The following is a 24,160-nucleotide window of genomic DNA, read 5'->3' as shown; positions in this document are numbered from 1 at the left end:
AGTCTTGATGCGATAGGCATCCTATAGAGCTGTAACCGGATCTATTCTAAGAGAGATGAAACGAGTTTGAGTTTCCAAGGAAGGACATAAAAACGAGTGCTTAAACCACTTCAGATAGAGGGGGTTACTTCCTGATTCTTAGGAAAATTCCGACCTTTTGTTCTCAACTTTTTTCGTGCCTCCATCCACTCACTTCTCTGTATCCCTACAGTCAATTTTTGTATTTCTACCTTCTTTACGGTACAATAAATGGGATCTTACAAAACGAATATGAAGAGGAATTCTTGGATGAAAACAGGACTCACACACGCTCAAGTCGCAGAGAAAATTCGACAAGGAAGAACCAATGCGGTGATATCGGACACTGAAAACTCCGTCATCGATATTGTCAAACGAAATACCTTTACTTTTTTTAACCTTATTTTTTTGATGATTGCCCTTTTATTGGCTATCGTCCAAGCTTGGAACCAGCTCACTTTTTTACCGATTATTATCATCAACACGGTCATTGGGATTTACCAAGAAATTCGGGCTAAGCAGATTCTTGATGAAATGAATCTCTTACACGCCTCCCATACCACCGTGATCCGGGAGGGGGAAAAGCAGTCCATTCCGTCCGATGAGTTGGTGGAAGGAGACCTCATCTTCTTAAAATCTGGCAATCAAATCCCTGCAGATGCGCGTGTCCTTGATGGTCAGATTGCTGTAAACGAGGCCTTACTGACAGGTGAAGCGGACGAAATCGAAAAAGGCATGGGAGCAAACCTCCTATCCGGTAGCTTTGTCGTCTCTGGACAGGCCTACGCAGTCTTAGAGAAAGTCGGAGCAGACTCCTATATCTCTCAACTATCTCTCGAAGCAAAAGCGATGGATGTCGGAGAACAGTCCGAGATTTTAAAATCCCTCAATAAGGTGCTGAAATACGTCAGCATCGTCGTGATTCCCATCGGTCTCATCCTTTTTAGCCAAAACTTCTTTTTTAACCAACATAATCTGCAATCGAGTGTTGTGTCGGCCGTCTCTGCCATTATCGGGATGATTCCGGAAGGACTCTATTTATTGACAACCCTTGCCTTGGTCATGGGAAGTGTCAAGCTAGCACGTCAGCAGGTCATGCTTCACAATATGAAGAGCATCGAGTCTCTCGCCCATGTCGACACCCTTTGCGTCGACAAGACAGGGACCATCACAGAACCTACCATGCAAGTCCAGCGGATTATCCCAAGTCGAGAACAGCCACTTTCTACCAGTGAACTCGAAAGTCTCCTCGCTCGCTATGTCGGGGCTAGTCAAGATGACAATGAAACCATGAAGGCCTTAGAGCGATTTGTCCTTGAAAACGACCTCTCCTTTAAACCATTTCCTGTGAAAAAAGTTCTCCCCTTCTCTTCTTCCGTGAAATTTGGTGGCATTCATTTCTCTGACGGAGTTTATTTATTAGGGGCACCAGAATTTGTGTTAGGACCAGCTTACAAAGAGGCCCTTCCCGACTTTCAAGAAGAGCTGACATCTGGAAATCGGGTCCTTGCCTTGGCCCGACACAGCACTCACGAACTCAGTCTTCCCTTACAGGGCAGTGTGACGCCACTCGCTTATCTCGTCCTTGCCAATCCCATCCGCGAAAATGCCGTTCGAACCTTTGCATACTTTGCAGAGCAGGATGTGACCATCAAGGTCATCTCAGGAGACAATCCAGAGACCGTATCTAAAGTGGCTAGCCAAGCAGGGATCCAAGATGCAACATCCTATGTGGACGCGAGTGAATTGCAATCAGAAGCTGACTTTGATCAAGCAATCGAGAAATACACTGTATTTGGTCGGGTCACACCGGAACAAAAGCGGCTGCTGGTGCAGGCCTTGCATCGTGCCGACCGTACGGTTGCCATGACAGGAGATGGCGTCAATGACATCCTGGCTATGAAAGAGGCTGACTGTTCCATCGCCATGGCCTCTGGTAGTGAGGCTGCGACTCAAGTAGCTCAAGTCGTCCTTTTAGACAATGACTTTGACCGCATGACAGATGTTCTCCATGAAGGCCGTCGGGTAGTCAACAATGTCCAACGTTCTGCTATTCTTTTCCTCAATAAGAATATCTTTTCCATGATTTTGGCTATTATTTCCATGACCTTCTTCATCAGCTATCCCATTAAGGCTTCTCAACTTTCACTCATATCCGCCTTTACGATTGGGATTCCGGGCTTCCTCCTTTCATTGGAAGTAAACACCAAGCGGATCCGAAAAAACTTTATACGACAGGTCATGATGAAGGCTTTTCCTGCAAGTCTGACGTCTATCGCGACCGTTCTAACGGTCATGCTCGCAGGCAAGCTCTTTCACATCAGTTCTGACCAAGTTTCCTCAGCAGGTGTCATTCTCATGGCTGTGGTCGGTTTTATGATCATGATTGAGATTAGCTTACCAATGAATTCTTTTAAATGGGGAGTTGTCTTGATCAACCTGATTGGAATCCTCATAGCAGGTCTGTTGATGCCCCGTCTTTTCTCCCTATCAAGCCTATCCCTAGGCGTCCTATTGTTGGTGGCTGCCCTCTCTGTCCTTGCATTCTTTATCTATCAAGTACTGGATAAAGCAGTGATGCGATGGAATCGCCGCCATTCATAAAAAAGAGAGTAAGACAGAAATCGGTCATTCCTTAGAAGTCGATTTGGTCGTCCCACCTCCGCACAGTTGAGTAGGGCTGTAAAAGCGGATGAAATCAGCGGAGTAGAGCCCACTCAACCACTGCGTCTTGCTCGACAATCCAAAACAATTGAGAGGCTAGGACTTTTGTCCTAGCCTCTTTTTGACACATGCGAAGAGTCCTTTTCAATCGAGTCCTGTCCGACTACTCTTTCTTTTCCTACTCAAGATAGAGTCTTTTGATAATGCCTCTTAGCTCGATAGGCTGAAGCTAACTTCCCTAGACCCTTGAAAAAGTGACCATTTACGATGTGTAAGATAGCGGTGACCATTGCTTGGTCTATGCGGTCTCCTGTCATCTTGGCAAGCGCTCGAAAAGGCATATTGTACAAAAAAAGTAGATTTAAATCAGGGATCCCTTTTCTCTCCGCCTTTTGAAGACGTCGGTCCAAAAGATGATAGACCCTTCTTGCTATCCAACTTTTGGCATATTGCATTTTAAGCAAAGGATCATTCAAGCCTAGATCTCGGCCTTTCGCGATCCCTTCGATCGGAAGTTCATGGCCTAATAAAACTGCAAATTCCTGATCTGATCCTTCTTCCACATGACCACTCCAATAGGATGGAAGGTTTTCTTGGCTAGGATACCGGTCTGTCGTCCCTTTTCGGTTGACTTCAGCAGATAAGGACAATTCCTCGACATTTGCTCCGACATACAGCTGGTACAAGCCCTCTTCTACTTCAAATGCCCCCGTTTCAACATTGAAATAACGGAAAGTCCACTCGTCAAATGGAATCTGGACGCGCTTGCTTTCACCTGCTTTTAGGAAAACTTTTTGGAAGCCTTTTAATTCCAAGGATGGACGGTATATCTTGGAATCTTTTTTTCCGACATAAAATTGGACGACTTCAGCTCCTGCAACATCCCCTGTATTCGTAAGAGAAAGCTCGATACCATCTGCTTTCACCTGCAAGTCATGATAGGTGAAGTGACTGTAAGATAAACCAAAACCAAAAGGATACTTAACCGCTCGCTCTACGCTGGTAAAATAGCGATAGCCAACATACAAGGCTTCTCGGTAGTAGGAATACAAGCCTTTAGCAGGAAAATCACGTGAGGATGGAATGTCTGATAAAGCATACGGATAGCTTTCACTTAGTCTGCCAGATGGATTCGCACGTCCGGTTAGGACATCTAAGAGCGCTGTGGCTCCTGCTTCTCCGGAAAGATAGCCATGAACCACTGCATCCACCTGCTCATCCCAAGATAGATCGAGTACAGAACCTGCAGAAAGCACGACAACAATTTTCTTCTCCAGTTTGACAAGCGCTTCTACCAATTGCAATTGATTTTTCGGAAGAGACAAATGACTGCGGTCCAAGCCTTCACTTTCACTGATTTCATCTAAACCTAGGTATAAAAGAAGAGTGTCCGCTTGTTTTGCAAGGCGAACTGCTTCATCGATCAGTCCTTCATCCGGCCGATCCGTCCGCTGGTAACCACTGGCAAATCCTACAAACTGAAGAGGATAATCCTGAATAGCACTCAAGGTGTTTTCAAGGTTCTTTGCCTGGATCAAGGAAGACCCTGCCCCTTGGTAACGGGGATGTTGGGCAAATTCTCCAATCAGGGCGACACGTTCACCCTTGGACAAGGGCAATGCCTTTTCTTCATTTTTCAAGAGGACAATGCTTTCTCTAGCGGCTTTTCGAGCCAAGTCATGTTGTTTGCTAGGATCAATTGGCTGACGGTCTACCACCGCAAGCTCGAAAACCACATCCAACAGTTCATCCACGCGCTGATCCAAGAGCTCTTCCTGCAAGTAGCCTGATTGGACAGCATCTACAATTTCCTTTTGTCCGATGGACTTGGTCCCAGGCATCTCTAAGTGGCTCCCGCTTGCTACACCTTTTACATGGTCATTGGAGCCTCCCCAGTCTGATACGACAAGGCCATCAAAGCCCCACTCATCTCGCAAAATATCTTGAAGGAGCTTCTTGTCTTCATTCGCATAGACACCATTGATCAAATTATAAGAGCTCATGAGGGCTTTGGGATGACCTTCTTTTACTGCTATTTCAAAGCCAGTCAGATACAGCTCCCGTAACGTCCGCTCATCAACAATCGAATCGGAAGCCATTCGGCGCAGTTCCTGACTATTCACCGCAAAATGCTTTGGTGTTGCCGCAATACCTTGTGATTGGATGCCACGAACCATTGCTGCAGCCATCTTCCCAGATTGATAGGGATCCTCTGAATAATATTCAAAGTTTCGCCCACATAGGGGACTCCGTTTGATATTTAGACCTGGACCAAGCACCATCTGGACACCAAGACTTCTTGCTTCTGCCCCAAGGGCGCTCCCGACTTCTTCAACTAATTCCGGATCCCAACTATTCGCCAATGTCGCTGCTGTCGGAAAGCAGGTCGCCGGGATAGACGCATTCAATCCGAGATGATCTCCATCCCCTTCCTGTTTTCGAATCCCGTGGGGACCATCTGATAGAAAGATAGATGGGATTCCCTTTTCAGGGATATCTTTCGTTTCCCAGACGGATTTCCCTGACATGAGCGCAGCCTTTTCCTCCAGCGTCAATGTGTCAATGATATGCTTGTGCTTCATTTTTTATCTCCCAATTCTTTTATCCTGCTATAAGATCTATTTCTAGCTCATCCATTCTCCTATCAAATAGCTCCTCTATCTCATAATGACAAATTTCATCATGGGATAGTTGATCACCACTTGTACTACAATATTGATGACATTGGCCAACATTTGCGCAATCCCAAGTCCGAACCCACAGGATTGGAAGATAGCCGTCGTATAAGGGGGCAACACAATCGATAAAACCCCAGCTACAAGAACCGTTAGAATATACCAATGAAGGGTTTTTCTGAAATCGTTTTGAGCGCCAAATACGAGTGTTCGTTGCACAATATAGTTCACTATTTGTGCACAAATATAGGCTAATAAGAAGGACAAGAAACCATTTAGTCCTCCGCTTTTGACATCATACTGAAAGATAAACCAGTTAAAACTCTGATGGGCAAAGCGGGTAAATAGAAAGTTCGAAGCCAGCCAAAGAACACAAAAATTGGTAATCGTTGCGACATTTGATAAAATATTAAATTTAATAAACTCCCATAAGTCTGGATGTTTTTCGATCCATTCTTTCATACCCTTCTCCTTTAAAAAGAGACAAGGAGGAAAACTCCTCCCTATCCTAATTTGCTACTTTTTTCTTTCTGAACTGTTTTTTCTGCTTTTCTAGCTGTTGATTTGATTAAGCCAAAGGCTGTCAAGGCAACTAGAAGTAGATTCACCACGATCAAGATCACTAACCACCATTTTGTCTTCGGTGAATAAAGGTCAAAGGCTGCTGAGTGAGCGACGGTGTACAAGATATTCTTGCTTGCTTTGCGTAAGGCCGCTTGACCTTCTTCTGTTCCAGTTGACTTTTCAGATGGAAGAGCCCCTAGAGTAGAGAGCATCAAGTCACCACCAGCACGAATAGCCTGATCAGAACTCATATAAGAACCTGGCATAAAGTAGTCCGTGATGACCATTCCTTTAAAGCCCCATTCATCGCGCAAGACAGTTTGTAACAAAGCTTTATTACCACCAGCCCAAAGAGTCCCTAAGCGGTTAAAGGCGGACATAATAGCTGTTGAACCACCATCTTTTACAGGAATTTCAAATGCTTTAAGGTAAATTTCACGGATGGCTTGTTCATTCGCCCAAGTGGCCACACCGATCCGGTTGTCTTCTTGATCATTCAAGGCAAAGTGTTTGGTATAGGTATAAACGCCATTTTTAAGTGCGGCTTGAGACAAAGCTGAAGCCATTTTACCAGAAATCGTTGGATCTTCAGAATAGTACTCAAAGTTTCGACCAGAGAATGGTGAACGGTGGATGTTGACCGCAGGACCATACAGACCGACCACACCATGTGCTTTTGCTTCTTTTGCAAAGGCATCTCCCATCTCTTTTGCCAATTCTGTGTTCCAAGTAGAAGCCACCACCACTTCGGAGTTGTATTGGACGCCGTGGATATTTTGGAAAATTCCGTTTACTCCAGCAGGCCCATCGATGTCCAGAGTGGCTGGCTTGTCTACAGATGCTACCGCACCCGTCGTATATCCGCCATAGCCAATCAATTTAGCCATTTCAGCAGTAGACATTTGATCCAATAACTTGTCCCAGCGCGGATCATCATAGTCTGCATCTTTTAGGTCAAGAAGGCGAAGATCTCCTTTTTGACCGGTTGCTTCACTGGCTTTTGCACCCGAATCCGATACGCGGTCGTTTTTGACGTCTAGTTCTTTGATTTGAGTTTCAGTAGCTTTCTTATTTTCTGTTCGTTTGGTTGGCAGTGTTCCAGCCCAGTCTGCACGGCTTGCATAACTCACATCTCCTGCGGCATCGTCAAACTGATTGGTCACAGCTTGTTTATCAGTTGAACGTTGGTTGCGGATTTCTGTTTGTGCCACGGTATACGTCTTGCTATCCAATACTTGATGGGCATTATTCATCAATTTAATCTGATAATCTCCCTTATCAAGGACATAAGCCTTGGCATTTTTGTAATCATAAGATGCAAGATCATCCCGGTTAAATTCGATATTGAGGGTTTGTGACTCCCCTGGTGCCAAATCCTTTGTTTTAGCAAATCCAGCCAAAACGACATGAGATTTTTCAATGCCTCCTTGGGTATATGGGGCTGTGAAATACACTTGAGCGACTTCTTTTCCAGCCACATCCCCAGTATTCGTTAGTTTAGCTTGGACGGTTATCTTACCATCGGCTTCTGTCAGTCCCGTCATTTCTTGTTTGAAGCTAGTATAGCTTAAACCATATCCAAATGGGTACTGAACTGTCTGGTTGTAGTTTGACTCATCCACTTGACCAGTTTGATTATCGACAAATCTGGTCTCGTAGTAGCGGTAGCCAAGATAGATTCCTTCTTGATAATGAACGAAGTGATGAAAGGCCTCTTTCTCCTTACCATCCATGCCTTTTATCGAATAACCTGTATTGGTATAGGTGAAATCTCCCGTATTAAAGAAAGTTGGGTTGCTTTCCAAATCATAAGCGTAAGTATCCACCAATCGTCCAGATGGATTGACTTCCCCTTTCAGGATTTTTCCTACAGCAGACATCCCTGTCACACCAGGTCCCCCGATCCAAAGCGCTGCATCTACCTTTGAGTCTTTTAAGAAGCCAAGCTCCATGGCATTCGAAGAATTGACGAGGACGATGACTTTATCAAAATTTTCTTCTACTTTTTGAAGCAATTCTTTTTCGACAGTTTGCAACTCAAGGTAATGCTTTCCAGCGTCCCCTTGTTTGTAATCCTTCATATCCTGAGGAAGGTCTGCTCCCTCACCACCATTTCGTGATACGACAAAAATAGCTGTATTTGAAAATTTCTTGGCATTGGCCATCAGGTCCTCTGAGTATTCAGATTGTGCTGGCTCATAGATATTATAATCGCCGCCATTCAAAGAAAAGACATTCTCTTTTTTCTTTTCCGGCAGGTGTTTTTTATAGAAGTCTGTTAATTCATCATTGACCTCGAATCCTGCATCTTTGAGAGATGTTTGTAAGTCGACGTTTTGCGACTCATCGGCTGCTCCTGACCCTGACCCGCCATAGGTCAATTTTACGGATGAGATTCCAAATACATTGACTTTCGTTTCATCCTTTAATGGAAGAGCCTTGTTTTTATTTTCGAGTAAGACGCTTCCTTCTTCCTGGATCGATGAGACCAACTTTCTTGAAACAGCACTTGTCTCCTTTATGGCTGCTTGATCTGCATAACTGGGTGCAAAATAAGCATCGATGACATTGGTATACGCACTTACTGCAACATTAGCAGCAATGACAAGGATCCCTAGTAAGGCAGACAGTCCAAAACTAATCCGGCGTTTGAGCGACTTCAGGGATTTGATTTTGACAATACGGTAAATCCCGAAAACGATAGCAGCTACGACTGCAATGGTCGCTAAGACAAGCGTGTAGCGAACAACTGTTTCAGCATCCCAGGACTGATAGCTACTTGGATAGGTATCTGCAGCAGACACGGGTGAACCAATAAAGGACATGGACACAATCACTGCGAGTAGACTTCTTTGTTGATTTCGATTGATCATGAGAACCTCCTATTTGACTTTGTAAGCCCTTTCTTGTTTTTAGTATAGCGACAAATCAATGAAAAGAAAACCCTTTCTTCATAAACTGTTCATTTATCTGCATAACCTGTTCATTTTGTTAAAATGAGTCAATTCATGCTATACTAAAGGATATGAAACAAACCATACATATCGCCATTGTCGAAGACCAACTTCAAGAGCAAAAGAAATTAAACAACTATATCGTAAATGCTGCAAAGGAGCATGGGGTCTCTGTTTCCCTTCACTACTTTAATGACGGACTTGGCATTACCAGTGATTATCAACGTCAATATGACGTCATTTATTTGGATGTCGAGATGGCTATTATGGATGGGATGACAACCGCCAAAAAAATCCGTGAAGTCGACCCCGATGTCTTGATCGTCTTTGTGACCAACCATTCCCAAGTAGCCATCCAGGGCTATTCAGTGGATGCCATTGATTTCCTCTTAAAGCCGTTGACTGCCTTTGTGTTTGAGGAGCATTTCAAAAAAATCCTTCGCAAGCTGCCGTCCGATGCAGAGCAGGAACAGTTTTTATACATTAAAAACAAGAACAAAACCTATAAAATCCCTCAATCAGAGATTACCTACATTGAAAGCGAAGGGCATTCCATCCATATCCACTATGGAGAGCAAATCTTGACGACTACGACAACCCTCAAAAAGTTAGAAAGCTCCCTTGATGGTCACTCCTTTTTCCGCTGTAATTCTGGATTTATCGTGAACCTCGCCTACGTGGAACAAACGCAAGGAAATCTGATTACAGTAGCTGGAGATACCATACCAGTCAGTCGCCCTCGTAAGAAAGACTTTATGAAAGCTTTGACCGAATATATCGGAGATACCCTCTTATGATGAACACTTTTCCTGATATTCCGCGCATCTACACAGCCTTAGCCGAAAGTGCCGCCTGCTGCATCATCGCCATGGATTCCCTGAAGCATCTGGGGCTTAAAAAGGGTCTCCTTCGGATTTTGATCCTCTTATGCGCTCAGATGATCCTCCAATTGTTTGCAGGACAACTCCCTTTAATTTTCTGGATTCCAGGAATCCTCCTAAATATTGTCTGGATGTTTCTCTCTATTCGGCTCTTAGGCGTCTCAAAGCTCTCCCTGCAGCTGTATCAAACGGCTAAATCCTTTATCGCAGCAGAGCTTGTGGCTTCTGTCTCCTGGCATCTCTACTGCCTTCTTCTTTATAAAAGCCCTTATGACTCAGGATGGAGTCAAGCCAGCTTTATGTTCCTATTTGGCGGATTGACATTATCCATCCTCTATTGGCAAAACCGAAAGCTCTCGACGAGTGATTTAGAATCGATCATTGAAATACGCGATGTCTACACCGCCTGTTTCACCTCATTAGCAATTTTCGTTCTTTCCAACTCTGGCTTTCTGCTCAACCATACGGAGCAATTCAGAGACTCGACGAGCATTTTTATTTTACGGACGACGATCAATGTCTCCGGAATTTTACTATTACTGACCCAGGAGACCTTGCAGCATGAGCGCTATCTCAAAGAAGAACTAACCTCTATTCATTCAATGTTTCAACTCCAGTACAAGCAATACCAAGCTTACCAAGAAAATAGTGAAATGATTGGTCGTAAAGTCCATGATCTCAAGCATCAATTAGCCATTTTAGAACAAGAAGCTGATCATAAACGTAGACAACGGTACTTCAGCGAGATTAATGAAGCCATTCAAAATTTTGAAGCCAAGGTTAACACTGGAAATCCCGTTTTGGACACCATTTTAACCCAGAAAAACCACTACTGTTTGCACAATGATATCAATTTCACCTGTCTCGTGAATGGTGCTGGTCTAGATTTCATGGATGTGATTGATTTATCGACCCTCATTGGCAATGCTATTGACAATGCTATCGAGGCAGTGGAAAAGATTTCTAACCTGGATCAACGGCTGATCACTGTAAAAATCGCCCCTTACAGTCAGTTTATGGTCTTTCGTTTTGACAACTATTTTCCTCACCATCTGCAGGATCATCTAGCTGATTTCCCAACTACTTCAAAAAAAGACAAAGAGGCTCATGGCTATGGTTTAAAGAGTATGGATTACATCGCCAAAAAATATGGTGGCCACATGACCTTTCGGCAAAAAGGAGATTGGGTTCATGTAAAAATCTTGATTCCTACCAATTCCAGCTCATAACAAAAATCTCTTTCCCGGATGAGAAAGAGATTTTTTGATCCTTCTATACTCATGAAAAATCCAATCCTTACAGGCTGTGTACGCCATTCTTTAGATTAGTTCCTGAAAGGCTTCTTGGTCTAGATAGATCCCCAAGTAGGGAAAGTCTGGATTTGGATTGATCGTGACATCATAGTGATCAATGATCTCCGCAATCGTCATCATCCAGCCGTCATAATCAAGATCGTAACGCTTTCGAAATTGATTCCAATCGGTAAACATCTGTATGGCCTTGCGCTTTCCTCTTCCATCCATGGTGACGAGAGCAAGGCTACTTCCTTGAGACAAAACAGCATTCCCCTCCTCATCATAGGAGAGTCCATCCACCTGGCTCGGAACCAAGAAACGTGCCTCTGCTAGGTTCTGGCGCATCAGATAATGATAATGAGCATAGTCTCCTTGACTTTCAGGGTGCTCTCTAACATCCCCTAACTGTGCCATTAAAAGCAACCACCGCATGATCGACGGGTTATGAATAGGCCGTTGGACCTCTGGTAAGTGACTGAAGTCGGGCTCTTCTAGTAATTTTGAAGACGCTATGGAGACCGCATCTGATCCCAATTCAATCCCCATCGCACCGTCGATATAAAAAGCATGATGGAGAAAATTCAGAATTCCTTGACCATCTGCTCGGTCGATTTTGACAATGGAAAATTGGTCCTCTGGATAGGAAGCCGCCACTTCCAAATCTCGATCAGTAAAAATCCGAATCATCGGCTCTGAGGAAGACCGTCGTCCATCCTCTAACACCGTTAGCTGGCTAAAGAGGGCCGGCTCATCGGTATTTCGATGATACAGGCAATAGAGATGGTCTAGCTCAAGGATCTTTTGCGTTAACACTTCAGCCAGTCGACGAATCCTCTGATTGGCTATGGCCAACTGCTCTTCCGTCAGCTGGTCCATCCCGACACGCTCTTTTAAAAACCATATAAAGAGCCGCCAAGCTTCAGCTAGATCGGTTACCCTTGCTTCCTTAAAATCCTCTTCCGACAAGTCTAATTCTTTAAAGGCGACATAGTACTCCCCAATCTGATTTAGATAGTCGTCGTAAGCTTCAATACCTTGGTCTGGACGAGAAACAGCCTCTTTGGATGGCTTCTTTCGTAAAAAATCAAATACTCCCATATCTATTCTTTCTCTTTTCTTCTATCATGATGTCTGTCCACTGAAGGATGGATCTGCATCTTGCCATTATCCTTTAGACCATTAGCCTAATTCTGAAATATTCCGAATAACTGGATGATTCATTGGGTTCAGATGATGCAACTGATCCTCAGAATAAGGAAAAGTGTTCAACAAAATTCCATCCAAACCAATAGCGCCTGCTCCAGCCATATCGGTAAAAAGGTCATTGCCAACCATGACCGTTTCGGATACCTCTAGATGATTTTCCGCTAGGACACGACGGTAAAGGTCTGCTTGAGGCTTGCGCATCTGGTAATCGGAAGAGAGATAAATCTTCTCAAAAAATGGACGACAAGCTGTCAGATCAATTTCCGACTGAGTGAAAGAAGCTTGAGCATTGGACAGCAAGAAAAGCCTAGCTCCTTTCTTTTTCAACTTCTCCAAGGTCTCATGGGTACAAGGGTAAGGAGCCAAGCGCTTTCGACTAAGGATACGAAAGGTATTAGCAAGGTAATCCCCCCAAGATCGCAGATTCACGCCCTTAGATAGGTGGGTCTTTTGCTTTTCGCCGGATAGATAGAGCTGGGCAAAGATCACTCGCAGATCAGGCTCTGGAAAATCGATTTGCAAGTGACTTTTTAATTCCTTTTCCGCCCTAGCAATCAAATCTTTGTAGGCAATATGTAACCCTTCCCCACTATAGTTTATGCCATAGGCACGGTAGAGCGCTGCAAGTTGCTCCCAAACAAGAGGGTCTTCCTCATCTGTATGGATATCCACTAAGGTACCATAAAAATCAAATAGGTAGTTTTTATATGCGAACTTGGGCATTTTCTAGTCTTTCTCCTGTAACAAACATGGTAAAAGTGGCCTTGCAAACATTGACTCCATCTTGATTATGGATCTCAACGTCCACCACGCGGGTAGTCCGTCCACTATGCACACAAACCCCTGTGATGGTCAAGATATCCCCCAACTTTCCAGCCTTGAGGTAGTTAATCGAAGACTGGAGGGTCACGCCATCTACCCCCTGAGAAACCACGACTAGACCAGAAATCTGATCACATAGGGTAAATAGATAGCCACCATGCGCATTCCCGTAGTAATTAAGGGATGAATCCACGACCTTTGTCGTCACAACCACACGTCCATCTCTCATTTCTTTGATTTCATAGTTTTCAAATGCCGAAATAGCATCAAAATGAATATCTTTCATCCTTTTCTTTCCTCCTACCACAACCCTTTAATCATACTACTTTTGGCGATGACAGGCAAGTTTACCTAGAATGAGGCCTTTCTATTTTATCTCGCTAAGAAGGAAAAGAACCGATTTGTTTTTCTCGACCTTAGAGAACTTCACTGGTATAATAATAGCAATAAAGAATCAACAGCAAGGAGAATCTGATGACGAGCATTTATGATTTTACCGTGATGGATCAAGCCAACCAGGCTTTTCCCCTTTCCAACTTCCAAGGAAAGGTGCTACTCTTAGTCAATACAGCGACAGGTTGCGGCCTCACTCCTCAATATGAAGGATTACAGTCTCTTTACGACCAGTTTCAGGACCAAGGATTTGAAATTTTGGATTTCCCCTGCAATCAATTTATGGGACAAGCACCTGGTAGTGCGGAAGAAATCAATAGCTTTTGTAGCCTCCACTACGCTACCACCTTTCCGCGCTTTGCAAAGATCAAAGTGAATGGAGCAGAGACCGACCCCCTCTATCAGTGGCTAAAAGACCAGGCATCGGGTCCTCTAGGAAAGCGAATTGAATGGAATTTTGCAAAATTCCTGGTCAACCAAGAAGGACAGGTGGTCCAGCGCTTTTCATCCAAGACACTCCCTGAAGAGATCGCATCCAGTATCCAGAAACTCTTGGCTTCTCCTGAGACGGACTAGACGACTTTCTAGTATCGCAGCAGACAAGTTCAATTTCCCATCTTAACCAAGGATTTAGCTCTGTATCCACAGGCTAGATCCTTTTTTTGACCACTTCGTTTGTAAAGCTATCTGAGACACTAGATTGAGGATAGAAAGAAGAGGGAACGATCTAACAGTCTCGTGGGGGGAAGTAACGTTTAGGGGACAGCAGGATATCCATTTCAATCAAAAACACCCCAAAGAGAAAGTTTTTCTCTCCCTTTTGGGGTGTAGGAAATACTGTTTTAGAATCAGGTTAGCGAAACCATTCCTTTTAACTATTTGAATCACTGTCCAATAATCGAAGGAAACGATTGAAATAGCTCGTTTCTTGTTTTAGTTCTTGGCGAATCGAAGCCGCTTCTTCTGTCTCATCTGTAATGATGGCATCAACTGGACGCTGAAGGTAGTTTTCGATTTTTTGTGAATCATTAATGGTCCAAACAAATATTTTTTTGTTTTCTTGATGCGCCTGAGTGACTAGTTCTTGCCGATAAGAAAAGTCTTCGATGACATAAAAATCGACCTGATTCTCAGCAAACAGACCAAATTGGATGGGAATCACATAGCCTGTTTCAATCGCGGGATCTTTTTCTTCAATTTCCTGTATGAGGTCAAGATCCAAAGACATCACACGGTATTCTTTTTCAATACCTAGGCGCTTAGCTTCAGCAATAAAAAGGTCTGCATAGTTGGATGGTTCTCCCCCATGTGGTTTTAACTCGACCAAGAGAGGCATGTGTAATTCCTTGGCCCGCTTGACATAATCCTCAAAAGAGGAGATATGCGAGCGATGTCCATCCTGAGTGATTTCAACCTTTTGCAATTCTTCTAGCGTCATATCTTGCACCCGGCGGTCTATCCCTGCAAGACGTTTCAACTTGTTATCATGCATCACTACGAACTGGTTATCCTTTGTCAAAAGAATATCCATTTCGACTGCATTGGCCTTATTCTCAGACGCTGCTTCTAAGGCCTCGAGCGAATTTTCTACTCCATGCCGGATATCTCCTCGATGCGCTATAATCATCTCTGATTGATTCAAGGTTGCAGTGGCGATGTCATAAGCCGATGAAATGGAGACAGCTAATAATGTACCTACTGTTCCCAAAAAGAGCCACTTCATCCGTCCAGAAACTTGACGTGGCTGAAGCATGGCTTTGTTCTCATGTTGCAAACCGGACACCAAGATACTTAAGACACCAAGTTTTGTAAAGACCGAGAAAGCAAAACTAAAGACCCGAACCAAGACCAAAAAAGCAATTTCCATCCACCGATTTTGACCACTTGGATCTAAAAAACTGACGACCCCAACAAGTAAAAATACTAAAATAGCATAGGCCAGGGACAGGATAAATTCAAACAATCCGATCGAAATGAGCAAGGGAAAGAGGCCCTTTCGGGTCTTTTTCCAGCTATCTTTGACTGAGTCTAAAAAAGGTTGGTCCTTGGTGATGAGATAGGGAACTACGTAGAGCAAACGAGCATTTAGATAGACAAATCCTATCAAAACGACAAAAGTCCCGATTAGACCGCTGGTCGACTTCATGAATTCTCCAGTAATAAAGTCTGGAACATAGAGATGCTCGGTTAGGCTGGAGCCAATGACCAAGCCAGCTAAGGGAATGGTGACGATGAGGTAAAGGAGAAAATACAAAAACTGAATTCCAAAAATATTTTTAAGCCTTCTCAAGGACTGCTTGAGAACCTCTTTCAATTCAAGATCTCCGCCAGCTTGTGATACATAAATCACTGAGACGAGCGTCGAAAACTCCACCAGGAAGAAAAAGGCAAATACAATTAGAAAAAGAGCCAGCAGGAACACACTGATGGGATTGGACAAAATCACGAAAAGATTGTTTTTATCCAAATTGTATTCATCCGAAGCGATGATGGCCAATCGAAACACCCACCGTAAAACCTGAAAGCCAAACGCCATCACAATCTGTAGCATTATCGCGACAGAAAGATAGGAAAACTTGTATCGATTAATCATAGACAAAGCTTGGCCAATGCGGTGTCTAATAGCCTTTTTTCAGACATAACTACCTCTCAATAATAGAAACTTGCTTTATTGTATCCAAGTTTTAGAACCTTGTCAATTGACTTTTCTTATCCATCTCCAAAACTTATTCTGACGATTGTTTTCAAAGAATAGCCTATCTCGTCGGTCTCCCATCGTCCATTCTAGAGAAAAGACAAAATGGTCTGACGTCAAAAAAAATCTGAGACGCATCTGTCTCAGATTGTAGGCTAATCAATTTCTAATCCACCCGTGTAGAGTCGATAATAGGTTCCCCGCTCAGCCATCAAACTTGCATGATTGCCTCGTTCGATGATGCGTCCATGGTCCATGACCATGATGACATCCGAATTGACAATCGTCGATAAGCGGTGGGCAATGACAAAGACAGTCCGACCTTTCATCAGACGGTCCATTCCTTCTTGGACCATTTTCTCCGTACGAGAGTCGATAGAGGAAGTTGCTTCGTCTAGGATGAGAACAGGAGCATCTGCTAAGGCTGCTCGTGCAATCGCAATCAACTGACGTTGGCCATTGGATAAGCCAGCTCCATCATCAGTTAAGACTGTCTCGTAGCCCTGGTCCAGATTTTTGACAAAGCTGTCGACATTGGCAATCCGAGCCGCCTCTAAAATTTCTTCTCGAGTGGCGTCTTTACGACCATAGGCGATATTCTCTGCAATGCTACCTGTAAAGAGGTGCGTATCTTGCAAAACGATTCCTAACGAACGGCGGAGGGAATCCTTTTCAATCAATTTAACATCGATCCCATCATAGGTGATCGAACCTGACTGGATATCATAAAAGCGATTAATCAGATTGGTAATGGTCGTTTTACCAGCTCCGGTCGCTCCGACAAAGGCTACTTTTTGACCCTTATCCGCAAAAAGGTTGATATCATGAAGAATCTGATGTTTGCCGTCATAGGAGAAATCCACATCCGTAAAGACGACATTTCCGACTAAATCAACTAGCTCAAACTTCCCATTTTCCCGTGGATGTTTCCAAGCCCAGTAATTGGTTTTTTCTTCAGTCACGACCTTTTCGCCATCTACTAGCTTATAGTTGACTAAGGTCACCACTCCCTGGTCAACCTCTTCTTCCTCGTCCAACAAATCAAAGATTCTGTCCGCCCCAGCTAAGGCCATGAGGACAAAGTTAATTTGTTGGGAGACCTGTGTGATGGGACTGGTAAAGGACCGGTTGAGCTGCAAAAAGGCCATCAAACCTCCGATTGTCAAACCACCAACACCCCCTAAAGCTAAACTTCCACCGACAATGGCTGTAATGACGAAGGAGATATTCCCTAAATTTCCAAGGATGGGCATCAACACATTCCCATAACGATTGGCAAGATAAGAAGACTCAAAGAGTTGTTCGTTAATCCGATTGAATTCGGCGATACTTTCTTCTTCATGGACAAAGGCTTTCACCACCTTTTGACCAGACATCATTTCTTCGATATAACCATTTTCAATCCCGAGATTCGCTTGTTGCTCTCCGAAGTAACGCCCTGACTTGCCCGAAATATCACGAATGACAAAAATCATTACCAATAGCATGAGAAGGACGACTAGAAAGAGAAGCGGACTCACTCCAAGCATCGCGAACGTAACACCAATAATGGTAATAGTTGATTGGAGCAACTGAGGAATGGACTGTTCAATCGCTTGGCGCAAAGCATCAATATCATTCGTGTAGATAGACATGATATCTCCATGCTGATGCGTATCAAAATAGCGAATCGGCAACTTTTCCATTCGACTAAAGAGCTGATTCCGAAGAGTGCGCAACATATCCTGAGAGATTGTCGCCATGATGAGCGAAAAGCCGTAGTTGGCCAAGACTCCAAAAAGAGAGAAAATGGCAACACCCGATAAGAATTTCAAGAGAGGTCCAAAATCACGACTTCCTGTAGAAAGCATGGGCTCTATATACTGGTCCACCAGTGACTGGATAGACGCCGTAATATTTACAGTCGCAAGAGAGGAGATAACGATAAGGGCAAAGGAAACTAGGAGTGCAACCTTATAATCCTGCCACATGAACTTCAAGAGTCGAAGGATGGATCCAAAACCCGCTTTTTTTCTATTTTGCATCTGCTTCTCCTTTCCCTTGTGTTTGCATTTCATAGATTTCTCGGTAGATTGCGTTGGTCAAAACCAAATCCTCGTGCCTGCCAATCGCATCAATTTTCCCATCATTCATGACGATGATGCGGTCTGCATCTTGAATAGAGGAAATTCTCTGACCGATGATAATTTTCGTTGTATCCTTCAGACTCGCAGCCAAGCCCTGACGGATAGAGGCATCTGTCTTGGTATCGACGGCAGATGTCGAGTCATCCAAAATCAGAATTTTTGGATTCATCAAAAGAGCACGTGCGATACAGAGACGTTGGCGTTGACCTCCAGAGACATTGCTTCCACCACGCTCAATTTTTGTGTCATAGCCATCTTTAAAGTCTTGGATAAATTCATCCGCTTGAGCAATTTTGCAGGCTGCGATAATTTCTTCATCCGTCGCATGTTTATTTCCCCAGCGCATGTTTTCCTTAATCGTCCCACTAAACAAGACATTTGTCTGAAGAACCATCGCTACTTGCTTGCGCAAATAGTCCAGATCATAGTCTTTCACGTCCTGACCACCGACCCGAACTTGACCTGCTTCAACATCATACAAGCGAGGAATTAATTGAACAAGACTGGATTTCCCAGAACCCGTTCCTCCAATAATCCCAATAAACTCACCCGATTGGATATCTAAGTTGATATCTTTTAATACGTGGGTTTTATCGCCATTTTCATCTTGATAGGAAAATTGGACATGATCAAACGAAACACTGCCATCCGCCACTGCTGTAAGACCCGACTCTGGAGAGACGATCGTCGACTCCGTATGCAAGACCTCATTGATCCGAGAGACCGATGCAATCGAGATCGACAGCATGACGAAGATCATCAAAAACATCATCAAGGACATCAGGATGGTCATCGTATAGGTAAACATCGAAGTTAGTTCACCTGTTGTCATTGTCCCTCCAACGATTAATTGGGCTCCAAGCCAGGAAATCAGGATAAAGGACGTATAGATGGACAACATCATTGCCGGATTGCTGAGGGTAATCACTCGAATGGCTCTCATAAACATATTGTAAATCCGCCGAGAAGATTTTTTAAATTTAGATGTTTCTTCAGCTTCCTTGACATAGGATTTGACTACCCGCATGTTGGTGATGTTTTCTTGGATATTGTTGTTGAGTTGGTCATAGGCCGCAAAAACTGCTGTAAAACGCGGGTAGACAATCTTTGTAATCAAGAACAGAACAGCCCCTAAGAAAAGACTAACACCAACGAAAATAAAGGCCATCTCCGCATTGATGAGGAAACTAGCTGCAATTGCAAAAATAAGATTCAAGGGTGCCCGAACACAGACCCGAATAATCATTTGGTAGGAATTCTGAACATTTGTGACATCGGTCATCATCCGCGTCACCAATCCTCCAGATGAGAAGGAATCGATATTTTCAAAGGAGAAGGTCTGGATCTTCTTGAAGAGGGCTTTACGTAAGTTTTTCGCAAAGCCTGCTGAGGCAAAAGCCCCGTAGCGTGCCGATTGCATTCCACAAAAAAGGGATAAAAAGGCACAAACCAGCATAATTCCTCCATAGAAAAGAATATTGTCCATATTGGACTGTTGGACTCCTTGGTCCAACAAACTTGCCATTACAAAGGGAATCGAAATTTCAAACATAACCTCTAGGACCATATAAAAAGACGCTAGAAAGGATGGTTTTCGATATTCCTTTATCTCAGCAATAAGTGACTGAAGCATACTTACCTCCATAAAAATAGTTGTTTTTCAAAATGAGAAATCTTCTCTTCTAATAATAGAAAATCATTGTAAAGAGTAGATGAAAGGTCTCATCCATCTCTTATAGGTTATCAGGGGAAGTTCCCTATTTCCTTTACATAGATAAACTTACCTAGCAGACCAGCTGTAGGTAAGTTTTTTTGTATGATCCGGTACCGAATCATTATACTGAAAAAGTTTTAAAAAAGCAATGAACCTTAGTGCTGCAAGGTTTCCTTTTCTTACTTAATCCTTTCGCTTCTTTCCTCCCCAAGCAAAGACAAGGCAAGTCAGCTCATATAGGAAGAAAAAGACGAGAAAACAATGGAGAAAGAAGACCTCGGGCAGGATCAAAATCACCGGATCGTGAGCAGGATCAAAGAGCCAGGTTGAATCCCCGACAAACAATACTTGGTGGAATAAAACAAAAAATTGGTCAAAGCCTATGAAGAAAACAAAGAGGAAAAGAAGGAATGGACACACAGCTAAACCGAAAAAAATTCTCCGGTAAAGCCGGCCAAAACCTTTCCCAAAAATCTCTTTTAGATAGCACACAAATCCGGGAAGCGAGAGGAAAAAGAGGAACTGTACGAGATGAAATAAGAGTTTAACCTGTGCAAAGTGATGAAGACCATTCGTGGAAGAGGGCAAATCTGGCATGGCTAAAGTCCAACTGAAAGGATTGGTCAGGTAATCCATGAGATGGTGAAAATTTAGCAGGATCCGCTCAGACGAGAGACCCGACAGAGCTGTTAAATCCAAGCCTGAGATTTCTAAAGGATACAAGAGCCAGGCAAGGTAGATCGTAGCGAGAATGGCAAAGCTGAAGCTAAAAACAATCGTTGAAAAAAGGACAATCTTATTTTTCATCCAAACTCCATTCATCTAGGTCACGAACGACATGGGTCGGAGGGATCGGTAGGTCAGGCACTTCTTCTTTAGTCGTAAAGCCGGTCAAGGTCAAGAGAGTGGGAAAGCCATTGTCAATACCAGCTCGGATATCCGTTAGATAATTATCTCCAACCATCAAGGTCTCTTCTCTTTTAGTCCCCAATCGCTCAAGGGCTTTTTCCATGATGGTTGCTTTGGGCTTGCCAATAATGGTCGCTTGTACACGCGTTGCTGCCTCTAGAAAGGCTATCAAACTTCCAGCTCCAGGAAGGAGACCACGTTCGGTTGGAATATTAAGATCAGGATTAGACCCTATGAAGTGGGCACCTTTTTGGATTGCTAAGGTCGCAATGGCAAATTTTTCATAGTCTACTTTCCAATCAAGGCCCACTACCACATAGGCTGGATTTTCCGTATCCTCGGTGTAACCCGCCGCTAGAATGGCCTCCTTCAGACCTGATTCGCCTATGACATAGGCTGTTTTCCCTTTTCCTAACTCCTCCATATAGTCGATCGTAGCGAGACTAGCCGTATATATCGTCTCAAGACCCGTCTGAATCGAAAATTTATCTGCCAGCATCTCTTGGACAGCTTGAGGGCTTCGGGTGGTATTATTCGTAACAAATAAATAAGGGATCCCCTTCTCTTGCAAGCGAGCAATAAATCGTTCACCAGCAGGGATTCGTTCATTCCCCTTATAGATCGTTCCATCTAAATCTATCAAATAGCCTGAGTAGTTCATCCTCTTTCCTTTCCTAATCGACTACGGTTTCCCAGTGTTCTGCTGCTGCCGCCTCAAAACACAACTGGAGTTGCGCAACTGTGTTTTTTCCTTCTGCTAATGGTGGAAGTTGATCCATAGAGAAATAGGCCGATTGCAGAGTTTCATTATTTTTTTCAAATTGACCTCCCAGCTCTCGACACAAAAAGAATAGCTTGGTCACATAATGAGCAGAGGTGACAGGATTGTTCTTTCTCTTATCCAGAACGGCAACCAATCTTTCGACGGCAATCTCAAGCCCCGCTTCTTCCTTAGCTTCTTTCTGGACATTTTCTAGAACCGACTGATCGACGTCACACCAGCCACCTGGTAATGACCAGGTTCCATTATTCTCTTGGACGAGTAAGATTCGTCCTTCCTTGATAATCGCAGCCCGTGTGTCAATCTTAGGCGTTTGGTAACCCGTTTCATTGGCAAAGAGATCCCTCACCTTGTCCTCGGGAAGCCCAGATGCACAGGCTAACATTTCCACCGAAATTTGTCGGATTTCTTCAAAACGTTCTCTGTCAAAGACATTTTCAGTATAAGCCAAACCATTCTGTGCTAGAGATTGGAGCTTGGTTGCCCAGGTCAACCATTCATCTTTATGAGACATAATCCTCCTCCACATTTTGCCAGCGAACAATCGCCTGAGCATTAACTTGTCCATCTGAGACAATTTCATGCTGGCTGGTCAATCCGTCCAGCTCATAGCGTGACTGAATCAAACCACCCGGTGAGACCTCTTTTGAGTACTTGAGTTGCAACCGTTTCGGGATGTGGTGGGATAGAAAATCAAATCCCATAACCTCATAGACCCATTCAATATAGCGTCCATTATTGACATGTCCATTCATGTCAATGTCATAAAACCGAACCCGATAGTCTTCGCTCGCGAAATGATCTAAAGTAGAATATTTGGGTCCCCGACGCAACTTCTTCTCAAAATCCGCTTGGTAACACGCTACAATTTCGGGCAAAACAGGGTGAACTTTTCGGCTTTCCCAGTCAAGGAGAGCAAAGCTACTGCAGATATCAACCAAGAGCTGACCTTCCTGGTCCAAGACGCGAAAAGCACGGTAACAAAAGAACTTGTTGTAGGCCAAGGCTTCAGTCTCAATGACAACCGTCTCATACAAGCGAGGAAGATGGTTGACCTGAATATCATGATCCGTAATGATCCACACCAGACCATAGTTTTCAAAGACCCAATCATCGCTATTATCTAGAGCGATGGACTGACGTCCCGATACCGAAATACATTCTCCTAGCAAGGCCGGTAAATTGGCTAAATGGTTGACATCCGACATACTGTAGGGAATGGTAAATTCCTCTTTATAAATTAATCCCATAGTCCATAACTCCCTTCATCTAAAATAAATCTCTCCGCGACCGTATCACCGAGGAACAGACCTCGCTTGGTCATCCGTAAACGATCGCCCTCCTCTTGTAAAAGCCCCTCTTCTTTTAATCGGTCAGCAATCGGCCCATAAACCCGGTCAAAACTGACACCAAACTTGGTTTGAAAGTCTGTGATGGAAACCCCAGCCTTCTTCCTCAAGCCTAGAAACATCTGCTCTTCCATCATTTCCTTTTGAGTGAGCTGTTCCTCATGCAGGCGGGCATGCCCCTTTTCTTGGATGGAAGTCAAATAATGCTGGATAGGCCCCCGATTACGGTAGCGCATCCCAGCTAGATAGCCGGAAGCCCCAGCTCCTAAACCATAGTACTCAGCATTATCCCAATACATGAGATTGTGACGACTTTCAAAGCCTGGCTTGGTAAAATTCGAAATCTCATAATGTTCAAATCCATGTGCCTCTAGTTCGGACAGGATATACTCAAACATCTCTGATTCCACGTCCTCTCCAGGCAAATGAAGTTGGCCCCGCTTTTGACGATTCATAAAGATGGTGTGTTGCTCAAGGATAAGGCTGTAAAGACTCAGATGGGGGATATCTAGGTCTAAAGCACGCGCTACATTGTCTTTTACCTGGTCTAAGGTCTGGTCCGGTAGGGCATAAATCAGGTCAATGGAGATATTGGTCAAACCCGCTTCTTTTAAGGCCTCAATGGTTTCATAAATCTGCTGACGATTGTGACTTCGACCAATCCGCTTGAGCATCCCATCATCAAAAGTCTGCACCCCGAGGGAGACACGATTACAGGCCGATGCCTGAAGCACTTGAATTTTCTCCTTCGTTAAATCACCTGGATTGGCTTCAATGGTAAACTCCTCAATGTGACTGAGATCAATTTCTTTTGATAAGTTGGTCAGAAGATAGTCGAGTTGAGAAGCGGAGAGAGCAGATGGTGTCCCACCTCCGATATAAAGAGTCCGCAATTGGGGTAATTTATAATGCTGGATTTCTTTAATAAGAGCCTGAAGATAAGCATCTACAGGCTGGTTCTTGATAAAAACTTTCGAAAAATCACAGTAATAGCAAATCTGTGTGCAAAAAGGGATATGAATATAGGCAGACGTCGGTTTTGATAACATGTGTTTATTATACCATATTTTTGAATGGCTAGCTAAGAGCCATTGGGGGAGGAGCCAACATTTGA

Annotated in this window: 18 protein-coding genes; 4 read left to right on the top strand and 14 right to left on the bottom strand. The window is 43.8% G+C overall.

Annotated elements, in window-relative coordinates; all coding sequences use genetic code 11:
* Positions 1-288 precede the first annotated feature (288 nt).
* Positions 289-2,622, top strand: coding sequence for an HAD-IC family P-type ATPase (locus STRDD13_RS01375; protein ID WP_067100889.1), 2,334 nt, complete (start codon positions 289-291; stop codon positions 2,620-2,622).
* Between the two features lie 242 nt (positions 2,623-2,864).
* Here the strand turns inward: STRDD13_RS01375 and STRDD13_RS01370 are convergent, their stop codons facing one another.
* From STRDD13_RS01370 to STRDD13_RS01360, 3 genes are all read right to left on the bottom strand, one after another.
* Positions 2,865-5,264 (bottom strand): glycoside hydrolase family 3 C-terminal domain-containing protein, encoded by a 2,400-nt coding sequence (locus STRDD13_RS01370; RefSeq protein ID WP_067100886.1) that lies wholly within the window; start codon positions 5,262-5,264, stop codon positions 2,865-2,867.
* A gap of 75 nt (positions 5,265-5,339) precedes the next feature.
* The gene (locus STRDD13_RS01365) at positions 5,340-5,819 is read right to left on the bottom strand and encodes a GtrA family protein (protein WP_067100882.1); all 480 of its coding nucleotides are present in this window, start codon (positions 5,817-5,819) and stop codon (positions 5,340-5,342) included.
* 41 nt (positions 5,820-5,860) lie between these two features.
* A complete protein-coding gene (locus tag STRDD13_RS01360) occupies positions 5,861-8,794 on the bottom strand; it encodes a glycoside hydrolase family 3 protein (RefSeq protein ID WP_067100879.1) in 2,934 nt (977 codons plus the stop codon).
* Positions 8,795-8,946: 152 nt separating this feature from the next.
* Between STRDD13_RS01360 and STRDD13_RS01355 the strand changes: the two genes are divergently transcribed.
* Positions 8,947-9,672, top strand: a complete 726-nt coding sequence (locus STRDD13_RS01355; protein ID WP_231852534.1) for a LytR/AlgR family response regulator transcription factor — start codon at positions 8,947-8,949, stop codon at positions 9,670-9,672.
* On the top strand, positions 9,669-10,985 hold the full coding sequence (locus STRDD13_RS01350; protein WP_231852533.1) for an ATP-binding protein: 1,317 nt from the start codon (positions 9,669-9,671) through the stop codon (positions 10,983-10,985). The genes STRDD13_RS01355 and STRDD13_RS01350 overlap by 4 nt, the downstream gene beginning before the upstream one ends.
* Before the next feature lie 90 nt (positions 10,986-11,075).
* Here the strand turns inward: STRDD13_RS01350 and STRDD13_RS01345 are convergent, their stop codons facing one another.
* The 3 genes from STRDD13_RS01345 to STRDD13_RS01335 form a co-directional block, all read right to left on the bottom strand.
* On the bottom strand, positions 11,076-12,149 hold the full coding sequence (locus STRDD13_RS01345; protein ID WP_067100877.1) for an SseB family protein: 1,074 nt from the start codon (positions 12,147-12,149) through the stop codon (positions 11,076-11,078).
* 81 nt (positions 12,150-12,230) lie between these two features.
* Complete coding sequence (locus tag STRDD13_RS01340; RefSeq protein ID WP_067100874.1) at positions 12,231-12,980, bottom strand: HAD family hydrolase; 750 nt, start codon at positions 12,978-12,980, stop codon at positions 12,231-12,233.
* On the bottom strand, positions 12,961-13,365 hold the full coding sequence (locus tag STRDD13_RS01335) for a PaaI family thioesterase (protein WP_067100871.1): 405 nt from the start codon (positions 13,363-13,365) through the stop codon (positions 12,961-12,963). Before STRDD13_RS01335 ends, STRDD13_RS01340 begins: the two co-directional genes overlap by 20 nt.
* 188 nt (positions 13,366-13,553) lie before the next feature.
* Between STRDD13_RS01335 and STRDD13_RS01330 the strand changes: the two genes are divergently transcribed.
* Positions 13,554-14,048 (top strand): glutathione peroxidase, encoded by a 495-nt coding sequence (locus STRDD13_RS01330; RefSeq protein WP_067100868.1) that lies wholly within the window; start codon positions 13,554-13,556, stop codon positions 14,046-14,048.
* Positions 14,049-14,343: 295 nt separating this feature from the next.
* On the opposite strand, the gene STRDD13_RS01325 is transcribed toward STRDD13_RS01330, so the two are convergent.
* The 8 genes from STRDD13_RS01325 to hemW all read right to left on the bottom strand — a co-directional run bounded on the left by STRDD13_RS01325 (position 14,344) and on the right by hemW (position 24,095).
* Positions 14,344-16,065: a glycerophosphoryl diester phosphodiesterase membrane domain-containing protein gene (locus STRDD13_RS01325; RefSeq protein ID WP_067100864.1), complete on the bottom strand. Its 1,722-nt coding sequence runs from the start codon at positions 16,063-16,065 to the stop codon at positions 14,344-14,346.
* A 257-nt stretch (positions 16,066-16,322) separates the two neighbouring features.
* On the bottom strand, positions 16,323-18,191 hold the full coding sequence (locus STRDD13_RS01320; RefSeq protein WP_067100861.1) for an ABC transporter ATP-binding protein: 1,869 nt from the start codon (positions 18,189-18,191) through the stop codon (positions 16,323-16,325).
* On the bottom strand, positions 18,181-19,926 hold the full coding sequence (locus tag STRDD13_RS01315; protein ID WP_067100858.1) for an ABC transporter ATP-binding protein: 1,746 nt from the start codon (positions 19,924-19,926) through the stop codon (positions 18,181-18,183). Before STRDD13_RS01315 ends, STRDD13_RS01320 begins: the two co-directional genes overlap by 11 nt.
* A 264-nt stretch (positions 19,927-20,190) precedes the next feature.
* Positions 20,191-20,814, bottom strand: a complete 624-nt coding sequence (locus tag STRDD13_RS01310) for a TIGR01906 family membrane protein (protein ID WP_067100855.1) — start codon at positions 20,812-20,814, stop codon at positions 20,191-20,193.
* Complete coding sequence (locus STRDD13_RS01305) at positions 20,804-21,577, bottom strand: TIGR01457 family HAD-type hydrolase (protein ID WP_067100852.1); 774 nt, start codon at positions 21,575-21,577, stop codon at positions 20,804-20,806. The genes STRDD13_RS01310 and STRDD13_RS01305 overlap by 11 nt, the downstream gene beginning before the upstream one ends.
* Before the next feature lie 13 nt (positions 21,578-21,590).
* The gene (locus STRDD13_RS01300) at positions 21,591-22,211 is read right to left on the bottom strand and encodes an NUDIX hydrolase N-terminal domain-containing protein (RefSeq protein ID WP_067100849.1); all 621 of its coding nucleotides are present in this window, start codon (positions 22,209-22,211) and stop codon (positions 21,591-21,593) included.
* Positions 22,201-22,947 (bottom strand): acyl-ACP thioesterase domain-containing protein, encoded by a 747-nt coding sequence (locus STRDD13_RS01295; RefSeq protein WP_067100846.1) that lies wholly within the window; start codon positions 22,945-22,947, stop codon positions 22,201-22,203. The genes STRDD13_RS01300 and STRDD13_RS01295 overlap by 11 nt, the downstream gene beginning before the upstream one ends.
* Entirely contained in the window at positions 22,938-24,095 is a 1,158-nt protein-coding gene (gene hemW / locus STRDD13_RS01290) for a radical SAM family heme chaperone HemW (protein WP_067100843.1), read from the bottom strand. The genes STRDD13_RS01295 and hemW overlap by 10 nt, the downstream gene beginning before the upstream one ends.
* Between the last annotated feature and the right edge of the window lie 65 nt (positions 24,096-24,160).

It is taken from the genome of Streptococcus sp. DD13 (genome assembly GCF_001578875.1).
Taxonomy (GTDB): Bacteria; Bacillota; Bacilli; order Lactobacillales; family Streptococcaceae; genus Streptococcus.
Note: the sequence above shows the minus strand (reverse complement) of the source record. Positions and strands in the feature narration are given on the sequence as shown.